We start from the raw sequence: 23,498 nt of genomic DNA on the forward strand, positions 1-23,498 counted from the left end.
GGTTGTTTGGTGAGGATGGGCGGGCGAGTTTGCGTGGGGCGTTGGTGGCGCAGTTGTCGCAGTTGTGTGCGCCGGCGTTGTATGCGTTGTTCGATACTGCGCGTGCGGGGTCGTTGAGTTATGGCCAGTTCGTGGTGGAGATGCGGGGGCAGGGGTTTCGGCGGTTGTTTGAGGCCAAGCCGGTGTTGTTGCGGCTGATGGCGGTTGTGGTTCGGCAGTGGATCGATGCCAGCGCGGAGTTGGTGGTGCGCTTGGGTGCGGATGTGGCGGTGATCGGTGCTCAGTTGTTGGGTGCGCCGGTGGCCGGTCGGGTGGTCGGTGTCCAGGGTGGGCTTGGTGATTTGCACAATGGTGGTCGTTCGGTGCAGGTCGTGGTGTTCGCGGATGGTTCTCGAATTGTGTATAAGCCCAAGGATTTACGGGTCGACGTCGCGTGGTGTGCGGTGGTGGGGCGGCTCAACGCGGTGGCGCCGGTCAGGTTGCGGGCGGTGCGGGCGCTGGCCCGCGACGGTTACGGGTGGACCGAGTTTATCGAGCATGGGCCCTGCGCCGATGATCGCGACGTCGAGGCCTACTTCACCCGGGCCGGTGCCTGGCTGGCGCTGTTCTACTGCTTTGCCGCCGGCGACATGCACCAGGAGAACATCATCGCAGCCGGCGCCCACCCGGTACCCATCGACATCGAAACCATCCTGCAGGCCACCATCGATCGGCCCGATGCCGGCGACCCGGAGAGCGACGCCCACCGGGCCGCCGTGGAGACCATCGCCAACTCCGTCATGATGGTCCGCCTGATCCCGTCCTACCTGCGTTATCCCGACAACGAGGTCGGGGCCATCGGCGGGTTGCTGTCGGATTGGGCGCCCGCTGACGGGATCCGCTGGACCGACGTCAACACCGACGCGATGCGCCCGGCCAGACCTCGTCAAACCGACAGCAGCACACCGAACTTGCCGCACGTGGGCGGCCGCTACGCCAAGTTCGCCGACCACGTCGAGGCTTTCATCGAGGGCTTCCGAGCCTATGCGGGGTTCCTGGCCGAGTGGCGCGCCGACGCCGCGACAGGCGGGCTCTTCGATGGTTTCGCCGGCCTGCCGGTACGAAAACTACTGCGTCCCACGAGGTTCTATGCCATGCTGCTGCAGCGGCTGAAGGATCCACGGCGCATGGACGACGGCGTCATCTGGTCTGCGCAGGCCGACTTTGTTGCCCGGCTGTCCGACTGGGACAAGGACATCGATCCGCAGTCGCCGCTGGTGCGGGCGGAACGGGCAGCGCTGCTGGCGTTGAACATTCCGTATTTTGTGATGACCAGTGACACCACCGACATTCGCGACGTCACCGGCACTTCGGTCCATGCCGCCGGCGTTTCCGGCCTGGGCCACGCGCTGGCCCTGGCCGGTGGCCTCGACGGCGCGGGGACCGAGTGGCAGGTCACCATCATCCGGCAGAACATGGAATCGTTTGCGCGGGGACGCATATCCGCGGAAGCGGTCGGGCTGGAACCGACAGCAAGCCCCGACGTAACCGGTGTGCCGGTGACAGAGATGTTCCGCTGCGAGGCGGACCGGATCGCCGCGGACTTGTCGCGGTACGCGATTCGCCGTGGACGCAGCGCAGCATGGATCGCGCTCGACTGGCTGGGTGATTCCGAACTCTTCCAACTGATCTGTCTGGGCCCCGGCCTCTACAACGGCGTGTCGGGTATCGGGGTCTTCCTGGCTGCGCACGCGGCGGTGACGGGTTGCGCCCGCTCGGCGGAACTGGCGCTGGCCGGATTGGCCCACGTTCGCAAGGAACTCAACAGCGGCAACGCGGCCCGCTTCGCCCGCTCGCTGGGAGTGGGCGCCGGTGGCGGCCTGGGGTCGGTCATCTACGCGTTTGCCGTGATGTCGGCATGCCTGCGAGACGATGGCCTGCTCGCCGATGCGCAGGTTGCGGCGGCACTGCTCACCGACGACCTGATCGCGGCGGACAATCAACTCGACGTCATCGGCGGCAGCGCCGGTGCCATCCTCGGGTTGCTTCGTCTGCACCGCGACACCGGATCTCGCGATCTGCTCGACCGTGCAACCCGCTGCGGCGAGCACCTATTGCGTCAACCGCGTATCGGATCGGCGGGGCGCCGCAGTTGGAGCGGGCAGGGATCGGGGTCACTGGACCTCAACGGCATTTCGCACGGCGCAGCGGGTTACGCCTACGCCCTCGCCTCGTTGGCCGAGGCAACCGGAATCGACGAATTCGCCGGCGCCGCCGCGGAATGCATTGCGTTCGAAAACGCCAACTTCGACCCGCACCGCCACGCCTGGGCCGATCTGGACAGCAACGGAGAAAAGGTGTGGCCGTGTAAGTGGTGTCACGGATCTCCCGGCATCGGTGTGGCGCGGATCGCCATGACCGGATTGCAATGCGCCGATAACGCGTTGCTGTACAACGACATAACACACGCTCTGACCGCCGTGGAAGACAGCTGGGCCGGTATACGTCGGGACACCTTGTGCTGCGGCACCCTCGGCAGCATCGAATTTCTCAGCGAAGCCGGAGCCGTCCTGGGACGAGACAATTTGCGTGAACTGGCAGCACGGCACCTGACCGAGGTCATCTCGACCGCCGCCAGCCGCGGCGATTACCGATGGAGCGGCGGTACCAGACGGTTCAACCCCGGAATGTTCCAGGGGCTGGCCGGCGTCGGCTACACGCTGCTGCGCCGGATCGATGGCTCGCTTCCCAACGTCTTGGTCTGGGAATAGCCGCAGCTGCGTGAGGTGCCAACTAGCCTCCGCAGGTGTGCAGAATCGTCTCGTCCCCGCAACACCACGCCGAACCCGCATCGGTCTTCTTCGAACCGATCCACCTACTGCCCGCCGCGGCTTCCAACGCGTCATCGGTAACAGCTTGCACGAAAACATCGTCCGCAAGCCGCATGTCGGTCCTGACGTCGTCCATGGTTCTACCCCTTCTGATTCAGCCTTGCTGCTCGGGTATCGCGCGGATCTGACATAGAGGTTTACTGTCGGCCGCAGCCGCAAATCCCTACAAGGGCCTTTGGTCCCCGATAGGCCGCACGTTTCGGTTCAGGCCCGGGACATCGCATAATAGGCGCCGCCGCGCGCCAGCAACTCGGCATGGGTGCCGCGTTCGATGATCTCCCCGCCCTGCATCACCAGGATCATATCGGCAGCGCGGATAGTTGAAAGGCGATGAGCGATAATAAAATTCGTACGTCCACGGCGCAGCTCAGACATCGCCCGCCGAATCAGCACCTCGGTGTGGGTGTCCACCGAACTGGTGGCTTCATCGAAGATCAGCAGCTGAGGGCGGGCCAGGAATGCCCGAGCGATCGTGATCAGTTGCTTTTCGCCGACGCTGACGTCACCACCCTCGTCGCTGATCCGGGTGTCGTAGCCGTCGGGCAGCGTCTCGACGAAGCGGTCCACGCAGGCCGCTTTCGCGGCCGCGATGATTTCGTCGCGGCCGGCGTGTGGACGCCCGTAGCCGATGTTGTCGGCGATCGTCCCCTCGAACAGCCAGGTGTCCTGTAGCACCATCCCGATCCGGGAACGCAACGACGGCCGGCTCACGGTCGCGATGTCCACGCCGTCGATCAGGATTCGACCCGAATCGACTTCGTAGAACCGCATCAGCAGGTTCATCAGCGTGGTTTTACCTGATCCGTTACGTCCGACGATCGCCACCGTGGTTCCCGGTTCGGCGACCAGCGACACGTCCTTGATCACCGGGATGCCCGGACGGTAGCTGAAATTCACCTGCCGAAACTCCACCCGCCCGGATGGTCCCGGCTCGACGGCCGATGGCAGCGTCGCCGCGGGGTCGGGCTCCTGCTCGGGGGCGTCCAGCAACTCGAAGACCCGCTCGGCGCTGGCCACCCCCGACTGAGCGACGTAATACATCGAGGCGATCTGGATGACTGGTTGGTTGAACTGGCGCACATATTGAATGAACGCCTGCACGCTGCCCAGCGTGATGTGTCCCGACGCCACCTGCATACCGCCGAGCACGGCAACGGCAACGTAGTTGAGGTTCGCGATGAACTCGGCCGCCGGCGAGATCAGCCCGGACAGGAATTCGGCGCCGAAGCTGGCACGGTAGACCCCGGCGTTGAGGTCGCGAAACCGCTCCTGGGCACGCGTGCGCTGACCGAAGGTCTTGACCAATGGCAACCCGCTGTAGGTCTCCTCGACGTGGGCGTTGAGCCGCCCGATAACGGCCCACTGCTCCACGAACAGCCGCCGTGCACGTGGCGCGACCACCCGGGTGACCCAGATGGACAGCGGCACGGTCAGGACCGTAATCGCGGTCAGCAACAAGGAAATCGACAGCATCATCGACAAGACCGCCACCACCGTCAGCACCGCGGTCAGCAACGGGCTGATCGTCATCCACAGTGAGGTCTCGATGTTGTCGATGTCATTGGTGACCCGGCTCAGCAACTCGCCGCGCTGATGCGAGTCGAAATACGACAGCCGCAGCCGGTAGAGCTTGTCCTCGACGTCGGCGCGCAGCACCAGGATCGTGCGCTGCACGATGACGTTGAGCAGGCGTCCCTTGGCCCACAGCAGCAGCGCCGACGCCAGATAGAGGCCGGACGCGACCATCAGCGTGCGTGCCACCGCGCCGAAGTCGATGCCCTGGCCCGGCACGACATTCATCCCCGATACCAGGTCGGCGAAACCGTTGTCACCGCGGGCCCGCAGGGCCGCGATCGCCTGCTCCTTGGTGAGCCCGGGCGGCAGCTGCTTGCCGATCACACCGTTGAACAACAGGTCGGTGGCGTGACCGAGAACACGGGGGCCGACCACCGCCAACGCGATACCGGCGACAGCGGCGGCAAGCACCGCCGCGATCAATCGGGCGTGCGGCGTGAGGCGCTGCGCGAGCCGTATCGCCGAGGCGGTGAAGCTTTGCGGCTTCTCGCGGGAATCCTCGAGCTGTCCTTGGACGGGAGCCGATGTCGACGTCATTGCCAGCCCACCGCATCGGCGCGCAGCGACTGCAGTTCGGAGAGTTGGGCATAGGCCGGGCAGGTCGCCAGCAGCCGATCATGCGTGCCGGCGCCGATCACCTCGCCAGCGTCGAGCACCACGATCTGGTCAACCGCGGCCACTGTCGAAATACGCTGTGCCACAATGATCACCGTCGAGTCCGGGGCCACCTCACGCAAGGCGGTGCGCACCTGGGCGTCGGTCTGCACGTCAAGGGCGGAGAATGCGTCGTCGAACAGATAGACGGCGGGCCGGTTGATCACCGCGCGTGCGATCGCCAGCATCTGCCGCTGCCCGCCGGACAGATTGATGCCGCCCTGAGCCAGCTGCATGTGTAAGCCATCGGCATGCTCGCGGACGAAATCGTCGGCGGCGGCCACCCGCAACGCCTCCCACATCTCGGCTTCACTGGCGCCCGGCCTGCCGAAGCGCAGGTTGTCTGCGACGGTGCCGGAAAACAGATAACCGCGCTGGGGCACCAGACCGATCGCCGACCAAAGCTCTTCGGTGTCGTAGTCGCGAACGTCGATGCCGTCCACCAGCACCGCGCCGTCGGCGACGTCGTAGAACCGGCAGATCAGCGATACCAGCGTCGACTTGCCCGAACCACTCTTACCGATGATCGCCGTCACGGTCCCCGGCGACGCGGTCAACGAAACATTCTGTAGCGCCGGGCGATCAGCGCCCGGATAGCGAAACGTCGCCCGATCGAGCCGCACCGCCCCTTCGATGCCGTATGCCGGCCGCTTTCGGTCCGGCGGGCTGGTGATAGCCGGAGTCGTCGACAGCACTTCGCCCAGGCGCCCGGCACAGACCGACGCACGTGGCAACAGCTCGAGAAATTCCATCAATATCAGCACGGACATCAGGATCAGCAGGAAGTACGACAAGAATGCGATCAGCGACCCGACTTGCATCTGCCCGGCTTCGATGCGCAGGCCGCCGAACCACGTCAGTGCCACGCTGGACAGATTGATCACCAGCATCGTCACCGGCGCCATCAGCACCTGCCACCGACCGACCGCCAGCGCGGTCACGAACACGTCGCGGTTGGCCTTGGTGAACCGCCGCTGCTCGAAACGCTCCCGGGCGAAGGCTCGGATCACCCTGATACCCGAAAGCTGTTCTCGCATGACGCGATTGATGTTGTCGATCAGGCTCTGCAGGCGGTGGAACAGCGGCAGCATTCGGGAGATCATCAGGTAGCTCGCCACCGTCAACACCGGAACACTGACAATCAACAGCCGCGACAAGCCGACATCCTGGTGGATCGACATAACCACGCCGCCGACACACATGATCGGAGCGGTGATCAGCACGGTGCTCGTCATCTGCACCACCACCTCGATCTGCCGGACGTCGTTGGTGGTGCGGGTCAGCAGTGACGGTGTTCCGATGCGCGCCGTGTCCGGCTCCGAGAGCTCGGTGACGTGATCGAACATCGCCGACCGTAGATCCCGCCCGAACCCGATGCTGGCCCGTGACCCGGCGTAGAGCGCGCCCAGCGCGCACACCACCTGCAGGCCGGTCACCGCCAGCATCAGCCCACCGAGCCGAATGATCGTGTGGGTGTCACCCGTGGCGACGCCGTCGTCGACGATCGACGCATTGACCGTCGGCAAGTACAGCGACGCAAGGGTACTGATCAGCTGGAGGCCGGCAACGACCGCGATCAGCCATCGATACGGCCAGGCATAGTGCCGTAGTAGTCCCGCCAGCATCCGGTTACTGTCGCACAACACCGTAGTGGGGTGCAGGGGGTTATGGCGCCGCGATCGGCCCGGCGCAACGCTGTTGCGACATGAGCCGATCGGTCGGGATCAGGTCGGCCAGGAAGGTCGTGCGCCGAAGAATCTCGGCGAGTGCTAGGAGTTCCTGGTCCGTGGTGGTGCCACTTGGCTTGTCCGCGAACGACGATCGGATCTGGTCCAGGCTCCAGCCATCGATCAGCCTGGATATCACGTCGTGCAGCAGCGTTGCCGCCGGAGGGTCTTCGACCTCCTTGAATGGCCCCTTGACCAGTAGCTCGGTGATTGCCGACGCCATCCTCGCGACCGGGTCGGCGAAACCCTTGCGAGCAAAGAGCCCGATGGCGGTAGCGGCATCGAGGTGGTTCATGATGATGGCAAGCGCCAACCGCTGGGCCGGATCCTGACTGCGGCTGCGCAGGGACATCAACATGCTTTCCCGGCGCCGTTCGTCGACGACCGACTGGATCCATGGCGCGCTCGCGGCGGGCGCCGGGGTCGCCGCGTTGGCACTCGGGAACCAGCGGCGAAACGGGCCGGTCGTGATTGCCGCCGAGAGCAATTCGAGTTCGGACAGCGGGTCGGCACCGGTCAACGACGCGTCGATGAGCGCACCGAGGCGCTGCGGGTAGTAGGACGCGATCAGCTTGACCAGCTGGCATTTCTTGACGAGCGTCGGGTCCCGATATTCGGGATTGATGGCCACACCGGGCGCCAGGTAGTTGTACTGAAGGTGATGACGGGGGTCCGCGCAGGTGCGAATCACCACCGTCGCCGACGGCGTATCCAGATGCACGAGGGAGTGCGCGCCGGACGGTCCCGCCAGTATCGGGCGGATCGCACCAATCTCCAGCAGCTCGGTCGAGTTACGGCGCACCGTGCCCAGCTTGAGGTTGGTGCTGATCGGCAGCGTCTGTTCGAAAGTCCAGCTCGAGTGGATGCTGGAGCCGTCGAGGACGCCGAACGCGCCTTCAAAGCCGTGCTCGTGAATGGACACGGTCGCAGACAGCCAGAAGAGCACCGACACGTGAAAGCGCTCGGTCCGGTACATGGTCAACGGCGGCTGCCCGAAAGATGCTGCGATGTCGTGTTGCGCGGGTAGCTGACGCGCCGCCATGGCCCAGTCGAGGATGTCTTGCGACCCGATCGAGCCGACGATCTCAGCGGACGCGAGCATCTCGACCGCGATCGCGCTGAAGGCGTCCTGGTCATAGTCCAGACTGCGCCATTGTCTTTCGATGCCCTGGCCAAGCTTGCCGAAAACGGCCTCAACAGACGCGGCTTTCATCGCGAGCATCACCCGCCCAACGGTTGTTCTCGAGCAGTCCCAAGCGCAGCTTTCGCGGCCTCGAGGTCAGGTTTGAGCTGCAGTGCGCTTTCGAAGGCGGCGATCGCAGCAGTTGTGTTGCCCAGGTCTTGGTGGGTCTTGCCCAAGTTCAGATAGAACGCCGGGTCCTCCGGGTAAATCTCGATTGCTTGTGAAATCAACTCCAGCGCGCGCTCTGGCTGCCCGGCTTCGCGTGCAATCACACCTAAGGCGTGCAGGGCATCAAACTGACGCGGCTCGATGCGCAGGGCTTCTTCGCACGTGGCTCGAGCGTCATCCGAACGGCCCTGCCGGTGCGCGGCCAGCGCTCGCCGGACAAGGTCAAGGGTGCGGATTTCGGCGGCCTTCGTGTCGAAGCCCAGCGTGGGCCGTTTGTCCAAGGCCCACGCCGCGTGTTGGTCGTTCTTGTCGACGTAATGCAAGAAGACCTGGATCTGCTGATGGCCGGTGTAGGCCTTGCGCCAGTGCACCACGTCGATGCCTCGGTAACAGACCAAATCGCCGGGGTTCAAGACTAGTTCGGTGTCTGCCAGGTAAAGAGGCCACGGCTCGGGGTCAACGTCAACACACAGCGATGCGCTGTATTGGCAACTCGCACCGTCGGTGTGCTTTTCGAGCACCGCGCCGTTCCAATAGATCCGGCAATAGCTATAGGTGGGCACCAGTTCCTTGTCGCTGACCCGCGCTACCACCGGCGCGACCGCGAGCAGCAGTGCCTCGCAAACCGGGTGGCTATAACGCGCCCAGCTGTCCGGGCATTGACGGTCCCCGAAGTGCTGGGTGTCGGACAACGGCACGCCGTTCATGGCGTAGTCAGCATCTTTGGAGATGACCAGTGAATCTTTGATGAGTTGCAGCATCTGCGGGTTCACCGCATCTCTGACAACTTCGTAGAGTTCCATGTGGGGCACGCGAAAGTTCAGCCGACGGATTCTCGCGTGTCGGTGAACTGTAGTGCGAAGCCGGACGGCAGCGACTTGCCGCTGATCTCACGAATCGCTGCGGCGGGATCGGACAGGCACAGTTGCCGGAATTCCCAGTCGGTCTGGGCGCGCTTGAACACCTGGCGAACCGCGGACCGCAATTCGTCCTCGGTCAGGGTCGGGTGATCGTCCATTTTCGCTCCTCCGGTCTGGGCGCTCTTGGTCTCGGGGTGCTCCGGTGGTGACCGGCCGGTGATCACGCCAGCAGCAGAACCGCCGGCAAATCGTCGGGATAGGCAACGCGCAGCAGCTCATAGCCGACTCCGGCCGCGCCCATGAACAAGTTCGGGCTTCGGAAGCCATGGCGGAAAGTGATCGCGAAATCCCCGATGCGCCCGGCCCGTGCTACCACGCGCGAGCTGATCCGCAGCGCTTCCCGGGTCCACGATGGGTCGCCGAGCACCTGACCAGCGGTCAGCAGTGTCTCCACCAAACCCATGTTGCCGCAACAAATGTGATCGCGAGGCAACAGACCGCAAGCGCCGGTGGTTGCCAACGCGGCCGCGATGTCACGACGGATCTCAGGGGAGTCGAGTGCGGGCAGGCCACCCAGTCGTGCCAAGCCGATCCCGGGGGCGCCGTGGCACCAGAACATGCCAAACCCGGGCTGGTCCATCGTCATTCCCGAGTAGCGGACCTCCCGGCGGTCGTGCCAATTGTTCACTTCGGGAGAAAACTCCGAAGCTTCGAAGCGCACCGCTTCCCTGGCTGCTTCCAGGAATTCCCGTTCGTCCGTTGCGCTGAACAGTGCAGCCAGGGCGTAGGCGATGCCCGCCGCTCCGTGCGACATGCCGGTCAGGTGTTTGCCGGCAAGGGTGGCCCAGGTCCGGTGCCCGGAGGGCGTCAGGCTGCGCGCGTCGAGCAAATGTCGGCCGCAGGCGTCGGCGATGGCAAGCAATTGCGGATCGCTGCCGGCACGCCAGCACGCGAGCAGGCACAAGATCGCTCCGGCCCCACCCCCGAGGACATCGAATGCCTTGTCCCCGTTCACCATCTCCGGGCCGATCCGGCGGGCCGCGCCGACGGCTTCGTCGACCAGCCCGCCATCCTCGAGCAGGACCCCGACGCGCGCCAGGGCGTAGGTCACCGAGGGAAATCCCAGCAGTCCGCCGATCCCCAGCGATGCGATGTCGTGGCTGTCGGCCTTGGCGAGCCAGCGGCGCACGATCGCCAGGGCGGCCCGCGCCGACTCGCCGAATCCGAGATCCGGGGCCACCTTCTCGAGCGCGGCGAAGAACAACGCTACCCCGCACCGGCCGTTGTAGAGTTCCAATTCCATTGCCCGCAAGGCGAATTCGTCGCCCTGCGGCAGGCTCTTCAGGACCAGCCACCCCGGCTCACCATTGGCTTGGCGAATTGCCGCGCGCTCCAGACCGCGCCCCAACGCGACCGCTTGTTCCACCAGTTGCGCTCGGTCCAAAGGCTCCATCTGCTCGTCGTCGTACTCGCCGGGCGGGGCATACCAGATGAATCTCTTGGCATCGCGGGCATCCATCGACCCCCTGATCAGCTTGACCTGCCAGCAGAGGTCATCGTCGCCGAAGTGCGATAAATTCTGCTGCGACTGGTTGACTGCGGAATCGGTGAAACACGCATGCGCCGTTTCGCCCGACGGCAGTACCAGCGAATCGCTGTCTCCCGGCGCGGTGAATTTCGGTACATCGGTTCGCCAGCATGCCGCCACCTCCTCGCGGACCAGCGGCCAAAGCTCAAGCCGCCGTTTGTCATGCAGGAACGGCCGCGACAGCACGTCCAGCTGGATGTCAAAGTCGATGCCTTCACGCAGGCAGTCGGGATGGCAGGCGCTGTTGAGGACGGACATGTAATGCATGGTGTTACGAAGGATGAAACGTGCCGGGTAAGTGAAGATCTCGTGAAATGGGCTGTCCGGCGCCAGAAGTTGTTCCCGATGGTTTGTCAACAGCTCGTAGACCGACTGGAAACCGTCGACAATTTCCTCCACATTGCTGTCCGGGGACAGGTATTGCTCTTCGAAACGCGGCAGGTTGTCCCCCTGCTTGGCCTTGACCTTTCCGTATCGATATCCCAATCCGTCGGTGTTGATGTGTTGCCAGGTCAAGACTTCATATTCGCCTTCTTCATCCGCAGATCGCGCGATCGCCGAGATGTCGTAATGGCGGTGTTGGCCCTTGACCGGATTCGGGAGGAAGTGGGTGGCCAAGACGGATCGGCCCAGCCGCCGCGCGACTTCATCCGTGAGTTCAGAATCGTCGGTGGCCATCGGATGGCTGTAGATGGTCTCGAGGTCCACCGGCACCGGATATTCCCCGCAGGCGATCAGGTTCTCGAAGTGAAAGTCGGTGCCGTTGAAAGCATAGAGCAAGCACAGGAGTGCGCCTGACCTGCGGTAGAAGCGCCTAACCTGGTCGTCGCACTCGCAAGCCCGGTTGTCGATGAATTCCACCCACCCGTATCCGTCGCGCTCGAGCATTTTCAGCACCGGAAAGGTGGGATCCGCACCGAGTGTGTTCAGCCACGTGGTGAAGCGGAAGTACGCCGCTTCCAGTGCCAGATCCTTCGGCTTGTAGATCAGCATTTCCCCACCGGCGAACTCAATGGCGACCACCGACTTGCCGCCGAAGTGGGGATCTGACAAATCCATTTTGATGGCCGCGAGATCACCAGGATCACAGACACCGAAGATCCGGCCGATGTCTGCTCGGTCGGCTCGCAGCCGGGTGAGGAATTCGGCGCTGTTGGCCACCCACTGCAGCACCGCGACCGCCATCAGCCTTGCCATCACGCAATACTCTGCGAACAAGGGCCGCCAGCCGGTTCTGCGGATGTCCGCGACAAACTCCAGATACGCCGTCCGTGACTCGTGTGCCCGTGCCGGGTCCGGACAGGGCAGCCCGTCGAGTTGACGGCACGCCAGAAAAGTGCGGAACTCCAACTCCAGCACCCGCGAGGAAATTCGCGAGAGGGCTTGCAGCAGAGAATGTTCCATGCTGCCGCGAACCTGGACCGGCAGCGCGCGGTAGTCGCTGGCGGCTTCGTCCAAGCGGTTTTCGGCAACGGCGAGGAACGGCAACAGCAGTTCCTCGAACGGCACCGGCGCATCCGTGTGCAGGAAGGGCAACTCGCGATCGCCTCCGCTACCGGTCCCACCGGCAGCGCCCGCCCGCAACACCTCGTCCAGCACCTCAGTCCATGTCGGCAGGCCAAAGACTTCCGGCCTCGCCACGTCTCCGAGCAATGCCCGTACCCGTTCTAGTTCGATCGAGTCGAGCGACAACCGGCGGCGAAACTGGTCCGCGTCGCCGTCGGCGACGATCTCGCACCACTTCTTCAGCCGTGCCGCTGCCTTGCGCGAAACCCCTTCCGGGTCGAAGGCATCTGGGTGCGAAATCCGCTCGCGCAGGGAACTCGCTCGGGACACCAATGCGACGCGCTCCGCATGGTTCAATTCCGCCGCGGGCCGCGTCGCCGGCCCTATCACTTGCACGTGTTGATCACCCCCGACGGCAGCAGCCCCGAGCCTTCTGGGCTAACCCGCTTCAACAACCCGCTGCCTGGACGGCATCGCCTGGGCAACGTTTGAACTCGGTGCCGTCGAGCCTAGTAACGGGACTTCGAGAACGTACAGGGAAATTGGCTGCAGCAGTTGTAGATAATGGAGCTTTGGAAGTTGCTGTCAGCCCGTTCCTCATCGCCAGGATCTTCCTGAAGTTTCTCCACCATCAGGAAAGGCGGCAATTCCAGAATCAGCTTGCCGGTCACGTTAACTCCCTCCAACTTTCCGTTCCTTGAGCCGCGGGGTTCAGGATGCGAATCTCACCGTGTGCAGGCGAAATCCAGCGTGGAACAGTCTCCCTGCTGCTAACGATAGCCGCCCGCAAACCGGCGCGGTAGGGCCAAAGGTCCCCGGGATGCCGAGGCTCGTGCCCGTGCCGACGACGTCGTCGATCTCTGCCGTTTCCCGGCCCATGATGGGCGGTAGACCCGGATGAGAGTCGAAAGGCCCTGTCGCCACATCGCTGGAAAGGCCAGAGTCGACGCATCGAAGTTCTCGCAGGCACGCCGGGCAAGGACAGCCCTCGGCTGAATTGCTTTGATCTGGAATGATTTAGCGGGAAGAAGGAGATGAGTCGGTGGGAGAACGGGTCGGCGTCCGGGCCGTCCGCAAGGACCACGTCATCGGCGTGCGACCTGCGGCCGGCAGACGTATTGGTTGGCCCGGCGTCCCGATGACCGGCTGCCACGCGGCGGAGAGTGTGGTTTTCAGTCGCGACGGTAAGCAGATCGTTTCTGCCGGTGATGATTTCAGGTGGCACTCGGGGGATGTGTTGCGACCGGGCGCAGCTGGGCTGGAGGCCCACGCGGGGGCGGTGAAAAACGTCGCTTTCAGCGTCCTGGGTAGCTCCGAACATCTCGGACGTCGCCGCGTGTCCGCGCTTGGCAATGGCCGGTCAGGTTTCGCGATCAGATTGGTCGCATGTGCGGCCGCAGCCCTTCTTGCCGCGTTGACGTGTACGGTCCGCGCGGCCGCCGATAGCGGCCCGCTGCGCGGCTGCGATGTCGGTTGCATCGCCGCGTCGGCCAGTCGCACCGCGTCGGGTGGACAGGCGCGTCTGCCGGGCACGGTGCCGTTGGACGAGCCCGCCGTTCCGGAAGTGGTGGGGACAACGTGGCGATTCGTCGAAGTTATGGGTGCGGCCACGCCGATGACGACCGCGGCCACCTTGGGGCTGTTGTCAAATGGCGCGGCGGTGGGGTTCTCGGGGTGCAACCACTTTGTCGGGCGGTACGAATTGGATGGAGCCATCCTCACCTTTACGGAGCTCTCATACACCAAGAAGATGTGCGATCCGGACGTCATGCGGGTCGAGTTCGGAGTGCAGGCCGCCCTGGATCGCACTCGTAGCGTGACCGGCCCACCAGGTCAGCTCTACCTGCTGGCCTCCGAGGGCACCACGCTTGCGCGTTTGGTCGCCCCATGAGGCCCGTCAAAGCTCGGGCGATTGCCACCGCAGAGCAAAGATTGAAGTTGGTCCGCACAAATGAACATCAAGCCGCCCATCGCACGAATCGGCGTATCGGCGGCACGATGATGGCGCCAGCCGCCGTCTGTGAACCCGGACGAGAAATGGGAGAATCCGGGTGTCGCCCGCAGACGGCAATTCAGTGTCGTGTGGGATGGCGGCTCGCCGGCGCGGTAAAACCTCCGGTGTCGTCGAAGAACGCCCACGCCCCGGCGTCGTTGACCTCCATACGCCATCCCAGCTCGGACTTGTCCGTGACGGAGTCGACAAACCAGGCGTGCGCGGCTTCGGCACTGGCAAGATTTTTCGTTGCGACAATCGCGCCGTGTGGGTCGATCACTCGAAACTCAACCATGCGACCTGATTATCCTTTTCGCTCCGCCTTCAATCGTTGGTAATGGGCAGCGACCAAGGCCCTTCCATCGCGAGCCGCCGCGCTCGGCTCGGCCACCTCGGGCCGGACGCGCTCACCGAGATTGACGTCAGCGCGACCTGCTCCGGCGTGTCGTCGCGGTGGTGTAGGTGGCGCGGCACGGGCTGGATGGTGGTGAGCTGCTGCGCCCCGCTTCGCGGGGCTGGCACTCACCACGGGGCTGGATGGTGGTGAGCTGCTGCGCCCCGCTTCGCGGGGCTGGCACTCACCACGGGGCTGGATGGTGGTGAGCTGCTGCGCCCCGCTTCGCGGGGCTGGCACTCACCACGGGGCTGGATGGTGAGGCCCGTATCGTCGCCCGGCTAGGCTGGCAGGCGTGTTTGAATCGCTGTCCGACCGGTTGACCAGTGCCCTTCAGGGGCTACGCGGCAAGGGTCGCCTGACCGACGCCGATATCGATGCCACGACGCGTGAAATCCGGTTGGCGCTGCTGGAAGCCGACGTTTCGCTGCCCGTGGTCAGGGCGTTCGTCCACCGGATCAAAGAACGCGCCCGCGGCGCCGAAGTATCCGGGGCACTCAATCCGGCCCAACAGGTCGTCAAGATCGTCAACGACGAACTCATCGGCATCCTCGGTGGCCAGACCCGCGAACTGGTGTTCGCCAAGACGCCGCCAACCGTCATCATGCTCGCCGGCCTGCAGGGCTCCGGTAAGACGACGCTGGCCGGCAAGCTCGCCGCGCGCCTCAAGAGCCAAGGACACACCCCGCTGTTGGTGGCCTGCGACCTGCAGCGCCCGGCCGCGGTCAATCAGCTGCAGGTCGTCGGCCAGCGCGCCGGGGTGACGGTGTTCGCTCCGCACCCGGGCGCATCACCGGAGTCCGGTCCCGGCGACCCGGTGGCCGTCGCCGCTGCGGGGCTGGTCGAAGCCCGGGCCAAACACTTCGACGTCGTGATCGTCGACACCGCCGGTCGGCTGGGCATCGACGAGGAGCTGATGGCCCAGGCCGCCGCCATCCGGGACACCATCGACCCCGATGAGGTGCTGTTCGTCCTGGACGCGATGATCGGTCAAGATGCGGTAGCGACCGCTCAGGCGTTCGGCGAGGGCGTCGGCTTCAGCGGTGTGGTGTTGACCAAGCTGGACGGCGACGCCCGCGGCGGGGCGGCGCTGTCGGTCCGCGAAGTGACCGGTGTGCCAATCCTTTTCGCCTCCACCGGGGAGAAGCTGGAGGATTTCGACGTCTTCCACCCGGACCGGATGGCCAGCCGCATCCTGGGAATGGGCGATGTGCTGAGCCTGATCGAACAGGCCGAGCAGGTCTTCGACGCGCAGCGAGCCGAGGAAGCCGCGGTCAAGATCGGGGCCGGCGAGCTGACCCTGGAAGACTTCCTCGAGCAAATGCTCGCCGTCCGCAAGATGGGCCCCATCGGCAACCTGCTGGGCATGCTGCCCGGCGCGGGTCAGATGAAGGAAGCGCTGGCCGAGATCGACGACAAGCAACTCGACCGGGTGCAGGCCATCATTCGCGGGATGACCCCCGAAGAGCGGGCCGACCCCAAGATCATTAACGCGTCGCGGCGGCTGCGCATCGCCAACGGCTCGGGCGTGACGGTCTCCGAGGTCAACCAGCTCGTCGACCGCTTCTTTGAAGCCCGCAAGATGATGTCCTCGATGCTCGGCGGCATGGGCATCCCCGGTCTGGGACGCAAATCCGCGACGCGCAAATCCAAGGCTGCCCGCGGAAAAGCCGGCAAGAAGGGCAAGAAGGGCGCCCGCGGACCGACACCGCCGAAGGTCAAGAGCCCCTTCGGCATGCCGGGCATGCCGGGTATGCCGGGTATGCCGGGTATGCCGGCAGGATTCCCGGACCTGTCGCACATGCCTGAAGGCCTCGACGAGCTGCCGCCCGGGCTGGCCGACTTCGACCTTTCCAAGCTCAAGTTCCCGGGCAACCCCGGCAAGAAGTAGCCGCGCCGTGCCCCTGCACGTGCGAGGCCTGGCGCTGCCCGACGAGACCACGATCGACCTGTGGGTCGTCGACGGCCACCTCAGCATCGAGCCCGTGAGGGGCGCCGACACCGTCTTGGAGGGCGGCTGGATCTTGCCGGGGCTGGTAGACGCGCACTGCCACGTCGGGCTGGGTCAACACGGCGCCATTGCCCTCGACGAGGCGGCAGCCCAGGCGCAGACCGAACGTGACGTGGGCGCACTGCTGCTGCGTGATTGCGGCTCACCAACCGATACCCGCAGTCTTGACGACCGCCACGACCTGCCGCGCATCATCCGCGCCGGCAGGCATCTGGCCAGGCCCAAGCGCTACATCCCCGGTTTCGCCGTCGAACTCGAGGACGAATCGCAGCTGCCGGCCGCGGTGGCCGAGCAGGCTCGCCGCGGCGACGGTTGGGTCAAGCTGGTCGGCGACTGGATTGACCGCCAAGTCGGCGATCTCGCGCCGTTGTGGTCCGACGACGTCCTCAAGGCGGCCATCGCTGCCGCACACGCCCACGGGGCCCGGGTCACCGCCCACGTCTTCGGCGAGGATGCGCTGCCGGGTCTGATCAACGCCGGAATCGACTGCATCGAGCATGGCACGGGGTTGACCGACGACACCATCGCGCTGATGGTCGAACACCGCACCGCGTTGGTACCCACGCTGATCAACGTCGAAAACTTCCCCGGTATCGCGGATTCGGCGACCCGCTATCCGATCTATGCCGCCCACATGCGTGACCTCTATGCCCGCACCTACCCTCGGGTCGCCGCGGCGCGGGAGGCCGGAGTTGCGGTGTATGCCGGTAGCGATGCCGGTAGCACGGTCCGACATGGACGTATCGCCGACGAGGTTGAGGCCCTCACGAAGATCGGGATGAGTCCCACCGATGCATTGGGCGCGGCGTGCTGGGACGCTCGGCGCTGGTTGGGCCGGCCTGGCCTGGACCACGGCGCATCGGCTGACTTGTTGTGCTACGTCGAAGACCCGCGGCAGGGACCGGGTGTGCTGAACCGGCCCGATGTGATAATCCTGCGCGGCAGAATGTTTCGGGCCGAGTGTTAACCGACTGTTAGCCCGACGCTTGCCGGGCGTGCTGTCGCGGCGGCGGTTACCATCGCGGAATGGCGTTGGCCGGCGGCACGACCTTTGCCGCCTACACAATCGTGCGACTTCTTGGGTCGGGCCCGACGGGCGAGGTCTATCTCGTCGAGGACCCGCGCTCGGCGCAGTGGGCGGCGCTGAAAGTTCTCTCGCCGGCACTGTCCTCGGACCCCGAGTTCCATCGGCGATTCCACCGGGAGACCGTCGCCGCCGCGAACCTCTATCACCCGAACATTGTCGAGGTCCACGACCGTGGCGAGTTCCAAGACCGGCTGTGGATCGCGATGGACTACATCGACGGCATCAGCGCCGGGCAGCTGATGCGCAAGCGGTTTCCGGCGGTGTTAGCGGTCGGCGAGGTGCTCGCCATAGTCAGTGCCGTGGCCGCCGCACTCGACTACGCCCATCAGCGTGGCGTGCTGCATGGCGACGTCAAGCCCGCCAACATCCTGGTGACCGACGTGGGGCCGGGTGAGCCGCGGATTCTGTTGAGCGACTTCGGGATAGCGGGGCGCGCGCCGGCTCAGCTGGGAGCCGAGGCCGACGGGCGCGCTGACCAGTACGCCCTGGCGGCTACGGCTTTTGAGCTGTTCACCGGCACGTCGCCGGTCGACGTGCCGGCCAGACTCAGCGACCTGCGACCGGACTTGGCGCGACTCGATACCGCCTTGTCCAGGGCGCTCAACGCCGATCCCGCCGGCCGTTTCGGGAGCTGCCGGGAGTTCGCCGATGCGCTCCACGAGCAGGCCGGGGTCAGGCCGGTCGACCAGCGCCCCGAAGTTTTAGATGCAGCGACGGCCTGGTCGGCCGCCACCGTTGCCGAACCCGCCTATGTCGTCGACTACCCGGTCTACGACTGGCCGCAGAGCCCACCAGCACCACCGACCCCCGAACCGGTGACATTGCAACGGCGTGGCACCCCGCTGCAGTCGGCCGCCGCGGTGCTGGCCCGGCGCCTCGACGCGTTCTCCCAATCAACGCAAGAACCGGGCAGGCGCAGATCGCGCCGGATCCTGCTCGGCTCGGCCCTGGTGGTCGTGCTCGTTGGCCTGCTCGCCGTCGGCATCACGATCGGCCGCAAGACGACCGGCGACCATCCTCAGGCGGCCGGACCGCAGACCAGTTCATCCGCTGCGTCCAGCGTGCCGGCGACCAGCGACCCGGCCGCCCCGCCGGCCCCCCTCGACGGCACCTATCAAATCGAGGTCCAACGCTCGAAGCAGACCTACGACTACACCCCGAGCCCGCAGCCTCCCGACGTCAACACCTGGTGGGCGATCCGGTCTTCGTGCACCCCGACGGGCTGTCTGGCCGCGGCCACCATGCTCGACGACAACGACCACACCCAGACAAAGTCAAGCGTTCGCCCGCTGGTGTTGGAGTTCGGCCAAGGCCAGTGGAAGTCCCGGCCCGAGGAGGTGCAGTTCGGGTGTATAGGTCCTAATGGCGCGGCCAGCACCCAGGCCACCACCCAGGTGCTGTCGTTGCGGCCCCAACCGGTCGGGGATCTCGTGGGCGAGATGGTGGTCACCGTGCACAGCAACGAATGCGGCCAACAGGGAGCGGTCATCCGCATTCCCGCGGTGGCCAGCCGCAGCGGTGATCTGCCGCCCGCCGTCAGCGTGCCGGATCCCGTGACCATTCCCGCGAACCCGCCGGCAACCACAACGCCAACCACGTCGCCGTCCGGCCCGGGCCGCTGAGTCCGCCGCCGCTTCGGTGGGAGAATCGCGCGCCTAGAAAAAAGATTGCGAGTGATCACTATCTATGTTAGGCTGGTGGCAACTCGACGACCCGGAGGAACTGTGAGCTACGACGTAATCATTCGCAACGGACTGTGGTTCGACGGCACCGGCGCCGCGCCGCAGACCCGAAGCCTGGGCATTCGCGACGGAGTAGTGGCCACGGTGTCCCACAGGCCGCTGGACGAAACCGGCTGCCCGGAGGTGATCGACGCGGCGGGGAAGTGGGTGGTGCCCGGATTCATCGACGTGCACACGCACTACGACGCCGAGGTGCTGCTCGATCCGGGACTGCGCGAATCGGTGCGCCACGGCGTCACCACGGTGCTGCTCGGCAACTGTTCGCTGTCGACGGTGTACGCCAACTCCGAGGACGCCGCCGACCTTTTCAGCCGCGTCGAAGCGGTGCCGCGCGAGTTCGTCTACCGTGCGCTGGACACCAACCGGACGTGGTCCACGGCGGCCGAATACATCAAGGCCATCGACAGCCTGCCGCTGGGCCCGAATGTGGGCTCGCTGCTTGGCCATTCGGATTTGCGGGCGGCGGTGCTCGGGCTTGACCGCGCCACCGATGCCACCGTCCGGCCCACCGATGCCGAGCTGGAGACGATGGCGAGACTGCTCGACGAGGCGCTCGACGCCGGAATGCTCGGCATGTCCGGGATGGACGCGGCGATCGACAAGCTCGACGGCGACCGTTTCCGGTCCCGCGCGCTGCCGTCCACCTTCGCGACCTGGCGTGAACGGCGCAAGCTCATCTCGGTGCTGCGCAAGCGCGGCCGCATCCTGCAGAGCGCGCCCGACCTCGACAGGCCGGCGACCGGACTGCTCTTTTTCTTGGCCAGCAGCCGAATCCTCAATCGCCGCAAGGGGGTTCGGATGAGCATGCTGGTTTCGGCCGACGCCAAATCGATGCCGCTGGCCGTGCACACCTTCGGCCTCGGCACCCGCGTGCTCAACAAGCTGCTGCGTGCCAGTGTGCGCTTTCAGCATCTGCCGGTCCCGTTCGAGCTGTACTCCGACGGAATCGATCTGCCGGTCTTCGAAGAATTCGGCGCCGGCACGGCGGCGCTGCATCTGCGTGAACAACTGGAACGCAACGAATTGCTGGCCGACGAGTCCTACCGCCGGCGGTTCCGGCGCGAGTTCGACCGCATCAAGCTCGGACCCACGTTGTGGCATCGCGACTTCCACGACGCGGTGATCGTCGAGTGCCCTGATAAATCGTTGATCGGCAAGAGCTTTGGGCAAATCGCCGACCAGCGTGGACTACACCCACTCGACGCGTTTCTCGACGTGCTGGTGGACAACGGTGAACGCAACGTGCGCTGGACCACCACCGTCGCCAACCACCGGCCTAACGAGCTCAACAAGCTCGCCGCCGACCCGAGCGTCCACATGGGCTTCTCCGACGCCGGTGCGCACCTGCGCAACATGGCCTTCTACAACTTCCCGCTTCGGTTGCTCAAGCGGACGCGCGACGCCGACCGGGCCGGCAAGCCATTCCTGTCCATCCAGCGTGCGGTGCATCGCCTGACCGGTGAAGTGGCCGAGTGGTTCGGCATCAACGCCGGCACGCTGCGCCAAGGCGACCGCGCCGACTTCGTGGTGATAGACCCGGTCCATCTCGACGAATCGGTGGACGGTTACCACGAGGCGGAGGCCTCCTTCTACGGCGGCTTGCGGCGCATGGTCAATCGCAACGACGCGACCGTCGTCGCAACCGGGGTCAATGGCGCCGTCGTGTTCCGCGAGGGTCAGTTCCGGGACGGTTACGGGCTGACCGTGCCGTCGGGACGGTACTTACGAGCCGGTGAGCGCCAAGCCCTGAGGGTCGGCGCCTGAGATGGCGCGCACCCAGCAGCAACGCCGCGAGGAAACCGTCGGACGGCTTCTCGACGCCGGTATCGCCACCATCATCGAAGTGGGCTATGCCCGGGCGTCCGCGGCCATGATCACCAAGCGCGCCGGGGTGTCGGTAGGCGCACTGTTCCGCCACTTCGACACGATGGGCGACTTCATGGCGGCCACGGCTTCGGAGGTGTTGCGCCGTCAGCTCGAGACATTCACCAAGCGCGTCGCCGAGATACCGGCCGACCGGCCGGCGCTGGAATCGGCGCTGGCAATCCTGCGGGACATCACCATTGGTCCGACCAACGCCGTGCTGTACGAACTGCTGATCGCCGCGCGCACCGACGACAAGCTCAGAGACACATTGCAGCAGGAACTCGGTCAGTATTCAGCGAAGATCTACGATGCGGCCCGGTCGCTGCCGGGTGCCGAGAGCTTCCCGGAGGAGACGTTTCCGGTCATCGTGGCACTGCTGACAAACGTGTTCGACGGAGCCGCCGTGGTACAGGGGATACTGCCACAGCCGGAGATCGAGGAGCGGCGGATCCCGGTGCTCACCGCCCTGCTGACCGGCGCCTTGTGAGCGCGAGAAGACGCAAAATCGCGCCATTTCGCTGAAATGGCGACGATTTTTCGTCTTCTCGCGGTGCCGGAGGTATTAGAGGGAGCCGATGCTGGCTTGCGGGCTGAGGGCAAATCCCCAGTCGAACAGGCTGGCGGCCTGATCCCAATAGGTGGGGCCGCCCTCTTTGACCGTCCCGTACATCATGGCGATCACCAGCCGGCGGCCGCTTCGTGCGGCGGCGCCGACAAATGTCTTGCGCGCGGCGTTGGTGAACCCGGTCTTGCCGCCGATCGCGCCCGGATAGCGCTGTAGCAGCTCATCCTGGTTGACGATCGGTTGGTCACCGTTATCGCCGGGGAACATCGCCGTGGGTTCGGCCGTGATATGAGCAAACACCGGGTTGGCCATGGCGGCACGGAAGATGACCGCGAGGTCGTGCGCCGTCGAGGCGCCGGAACCGCCGGGTCCGTCCAGGCCGGACGGGGTAGCCGCATGGGTGCTTCCCGCACCCAGGGCAGCGGCTTTGGCGTTCATCTTGGCCACGGCGACGTCCTGACCGCCAAGCATTTGCGCCAATGTGTTGGCGGCGTCATTACCGGAAACCAGCAGCAGCGCGTCGAGCAGCTGCCGCGCGGTATAGGTGCGGCCCGGCTTGATGCCGACACAATTGCATTCGACCTGAGTGTCGGCGACGTCGGCGACGACCGTCGAATTCAGGTCGAGTTCGTCCAGTGCAACCAATGCCAGCAGCACCTTGATCGTGCTCGCGGGCGGATGGGCGACATTCTGGTCGCGTTCGGCCAGTACCTGGCCGCTGTCGAGATCGGCCACGATCCAGGTCTGGGCCGGACCGTCAGGGATCGGTACCGAGCCGGCAGGCTGGACGTCGGTATCTGCTCTCGAGATCGGGGAGGTGGCGGCCGCGTTGACGCTGGCGACCGCGAGCAACGCTGCGGCCGCAGCCATAAGCTTCCGCATGAGCGCAGAGTTTATCGTCCAGCGTTACGTGACGCCCAATTCGGTGGGCGCCCGGCGCGTCAGCGGGAATGCCTACGGCCACGGCATGCCACGCCGGGAGTAGAAGGCTCTGGTGCCACCGTCATGGACGGCGTAGGAGCCCCAGCAGGAGTCGTGGCAGACATTCCCATCCCAAGGCACGGGTCTGCGGTGTTGAATCAAACCGTGTTGAGCCTGGCCGAAATTTCTGACCGGTTGGAGATCCAGCAACTATTGGTGGACTACTCCACAGCGATCGACCTGCGCCGATTCGACGATCTCGACACGGTGTTCACGCCCGACGCGTACATCGACTACCGCGCGCTGGGCGGTATCGACGGCCGCTATCCCGAAGTCAAGAAGTGGTTGGCCGAGGTGTTGCCGAACTTTCCCGTGTACGCGCACATGCTCGGCAACTTCTCGGTGCGAATCCACGGCGATACCGCGTCGTCGCGGGTGATCTGCTTCAACCCGATGGTGCTGCCGGGCGACCAGCAGCAGGTGCTGTTCTGCGGATTGTGGTACGACGACGAGTTCCTGCGCACCACCGAGGGCTGGCGGATGACGCGCCGCGTCGAATCGAAGGTGTTCCAGAGGGTGCTGTGAGCGTGGCGACCCGCTGCGCCCGGCTGGACACACCGAGCCGCGCTTGCGATCGCCACGGATTTCCCGGGGTCAGCGCCTTCTGGCACAATAGGCGGCTGTCCGGCGCGCGACCCACTTCTGTGGAAGTGCTCGCACGGCGGTTAGACACGCGAGGCAAAACCGGACCCCGGCATCCCGCCCTGGTCGCTGAATTGCAGCGTGAC

17 protein-coding genes and 1 pseudogene are annotated in these 23,498 nt (G+C 65.3%); 8 read left to right on the forward strand and 10 right to left on the reverse strand.

Annotation, left to right across the window (positions count from 1 at the left end):
* On the forward strand, positions 1-2,750 hold a 2,750-nt coding region (locus tag BST40_RS11180; RefSeq protein ID WP_142276724.1), incomplete at its 5' end, for a type 2 lanthipeptide synthetase LanM family protein.
* A 22-nt stretch (positions 2,751-2,772) separates the two neighbouring features.
* Here the strand turns inward: BST40_RS11180 and BST40_RS30070 are convergent.
* The 8 genes from BST40_RS30070 to BST40_RS30075 all read right to left on the reverse strand — a co-directional run bounded on the left by BST40_RS30070 (position 2,773) and on the right by BST40_RS30075 (position 12,802).
* A complete protein-coding gene (locus tag BST40_RS30070) occupies positions 2,773-2,946 on the reverse strand; it encodes a hypothetical protein (RefSeq protein ID WP_156908225.1) in 174 nt (57 codons plus the stop codon).
* A gap of 128 nt (positions 2,947-3,074) precedes the next feature.
* Positions 3,075-4,982 (reverse strand): ABC transporter ATP-binding protein, encoded by a 1,908-nt coding sequence (locus tag BST40_RS11185; protein WP_083028245.1) that lies wholly within the window; start codon positions 4,980-4,982, stop codon positions 3,075-3,077.
* Positions 4,979-6,724 (reverse strand): ABC transporter ATP-binding protein, encoded by a 1,746-nt coding sequence (locus tag BST40_RS11190; RefSeq protein WP_083028509.1) that lies wholly within the window; start codon positions 6,722-6,724, stop codon positions 4,979-4,981. The genes BST40_RS11185 and BST40_RS11190 overlap by 4 nt, the downstream gene beginning before the upstream one ends.
* Positions 6,725-6,764: 40 nt before the next feature.
* Entirely contained in the window at positions 6,765-8,039 is a 1,275-nt protein-coding gene (locus tag BST40_RS11195) for a hypothetical protein (protein ID WP_142276725.1), read from the reverse strand.
* A gap of 8 nt (positions 8,040-8,047) precedes the next feature.
* On the reverse strand, positions 8,048-8,980 hold the full coding sequence (locus tag BST40_RS11200; protein WP_075548620.1) for a tetratricopeptide repeat protein: 933 nt from the start codon (positions 8,978-8,980) through the stop codon (positions 8,048-8,050).
* Positions 8,981-8,997: 17 nt separating this feature from the next.
* Positions 8,998-9,195: a hypothetical protein gene (locus BST40_RS11205; protein WP_131808343.1), complete on the reverse strand. Its 198-nt coding sequence runs from the start codon at positions 9,193-9,195 to the stop codon at positions 8,998-9,000.
* Between the two features lie 62 nt (positions 9,196-9,257).
* Entirely contained in the window at positions 9,258-12,461 is a 3,204-nt protein-coding gene (locus BST40_RS11210) for a type 2 lanthipeptide synthetase LanM family protein (protein WP_158006373.1), read from the reverse strand.
* A gap of 179 nt (positions 12,462-12,640) precedes the next feature.
* Positions 12,641-12,802, reverse strand: a complete 162-nt coding sequence (locus BST40_RS30075) for a hypothetical protein (protein WP_156908224.1) — start codon at positions 12,800-12,802, stop codon at positions 12,641-12,643.
* A 371-nt stretch (positions 12,803-13,173) separates the two neighbouring features.
* On the opposite strand from BST40_RS30075, the gene BST40_RS11215 reads away from it, so the two are divergent.
* The gene (locus BST40_RS11215) at positions 13,174-14,022 is read left to right on the forward strand and encodes an META domain-containing protein (protein ID WP_131808342.1); all 849 of its coding nucleotides are present in this window, start codon (positions 13,174-13,176) and stop codon (positions 14,020-14,022) included.
* Between the two features lie 181 nt (positions 14,023-14,203).
* On the opposite strand, the gene BST40_RS11220 is transcribed toward BST40_RS11215, so the two are convergent.
* Positions 14,204-14,419 (reverse strand): hypothetical protein, encoded by a 216-nt coding sequence (locus tag BST40_RS11220; protein ID WP_075548616.1) that lies wholly within the window; start codon positions 14,417-14,419, stop codon positions 14,204-14,206.
* 394 nt (positions 14,420-14,813) lie between these two features.
* Here BST40_RS11220 and ffh point away from each other — a divergent pair, with 394 nt between their 5' ends.
* From ffh to BST40_RS11250, 5 genes and pseudogenes are all read left to right on the forward strand, one after another.
* Entirely contained in the window at positions 14,814-16,409 is a 1,596-nt protein-coding gene (ffh, locus tag BST40_RS11230) for a signal recognition particle protein (RefSeq protein WP_083028241.1), read from the forward strand.
* 7 nt (positions 16,410-16,416) lie between these two features.
* Positions 16,417-17,496, forward strand: coding sequence for a metal-dependent hydrolase family protein (locus BST40_RS11235; RefSeq protein WP_075548614.1), 1,080 nt, complete (start codon positions 16,417-16,419; stop codon positions 17,494-17,496).
* Positions 17,497-17,555: 59 nt separating this feature from the next.
* Positions 17,556-19,238 (forward strand): serine/threonine-protein kinase, encoded by a 1,683-nt coding sequence (locus tag BST40_RS11240; RefSeq protein ID WP_083154268.1) that lies wholly within the window; start codon positions 17,556-17,558, stop codon positions 19,236-19,238.
* Between the two features lie 64 nt (positions 19,239-19,302).
* Positions 19,303-21,122: pseudogene (locus BST40_RS11245) on the forward strand (N-acyl-D-amino-acid deacylase family protein).
* Position 21,123: 1 nt separating this feature from the next.
* Entirely contained in the window at positions 21,124-21,711 is a 588-nt protein-coding gene (locus BST40_RS11250) for a TetR/AcrR family transcriptional regulator (protein WP_075548611.1), read from the forward strand.
* A gap of 75 nt (positions 21,712-21,786) precedes the next feature.
* Here the strand turns inward: BST40_RS11250 and BST40_RS11255 are convergent, their stop codons facing one another.
* On the reverse strand, positions 21,787-22,671 hold the full coding sequence (locus BST40_RS11255; RefSeq protein WP_075548610.1) for a D-alanyl-D-alanine carboxypeptidase family protein: 885 nt from the start codon (positions 22,669-22,671) through the stop codon (positions 21,787-21,789).
* Between the two features lie 204 nt (positions 22,672-22,875).
* On the opposite strand from BST40_RS11255, the gene BST40_RS11260 reads away from it, so the two are divergent.
* Complete coding sequence (locus tag BST40_RS11260; protein WP_083028508.1) at positions 22,876-23,295, forward strand: nuclear transport factor 2 family protein; 420 nt, start codon at positions 22,876-22,878, stop codon at positions 23,293-23,295.
* Positions 23,296-23,498 lie beyond the last annotated feature (203 nt).

The organism is Mycobacterium persicum (assembly GCF_002086675.1).
Classification (GTDB): domain Bacteria; phylum Actinomycetota; class Actinomycetes; order Mycobacteriales; family Mycobacteriaceae; genus Mycobacterium; species Mycobacterium persicum.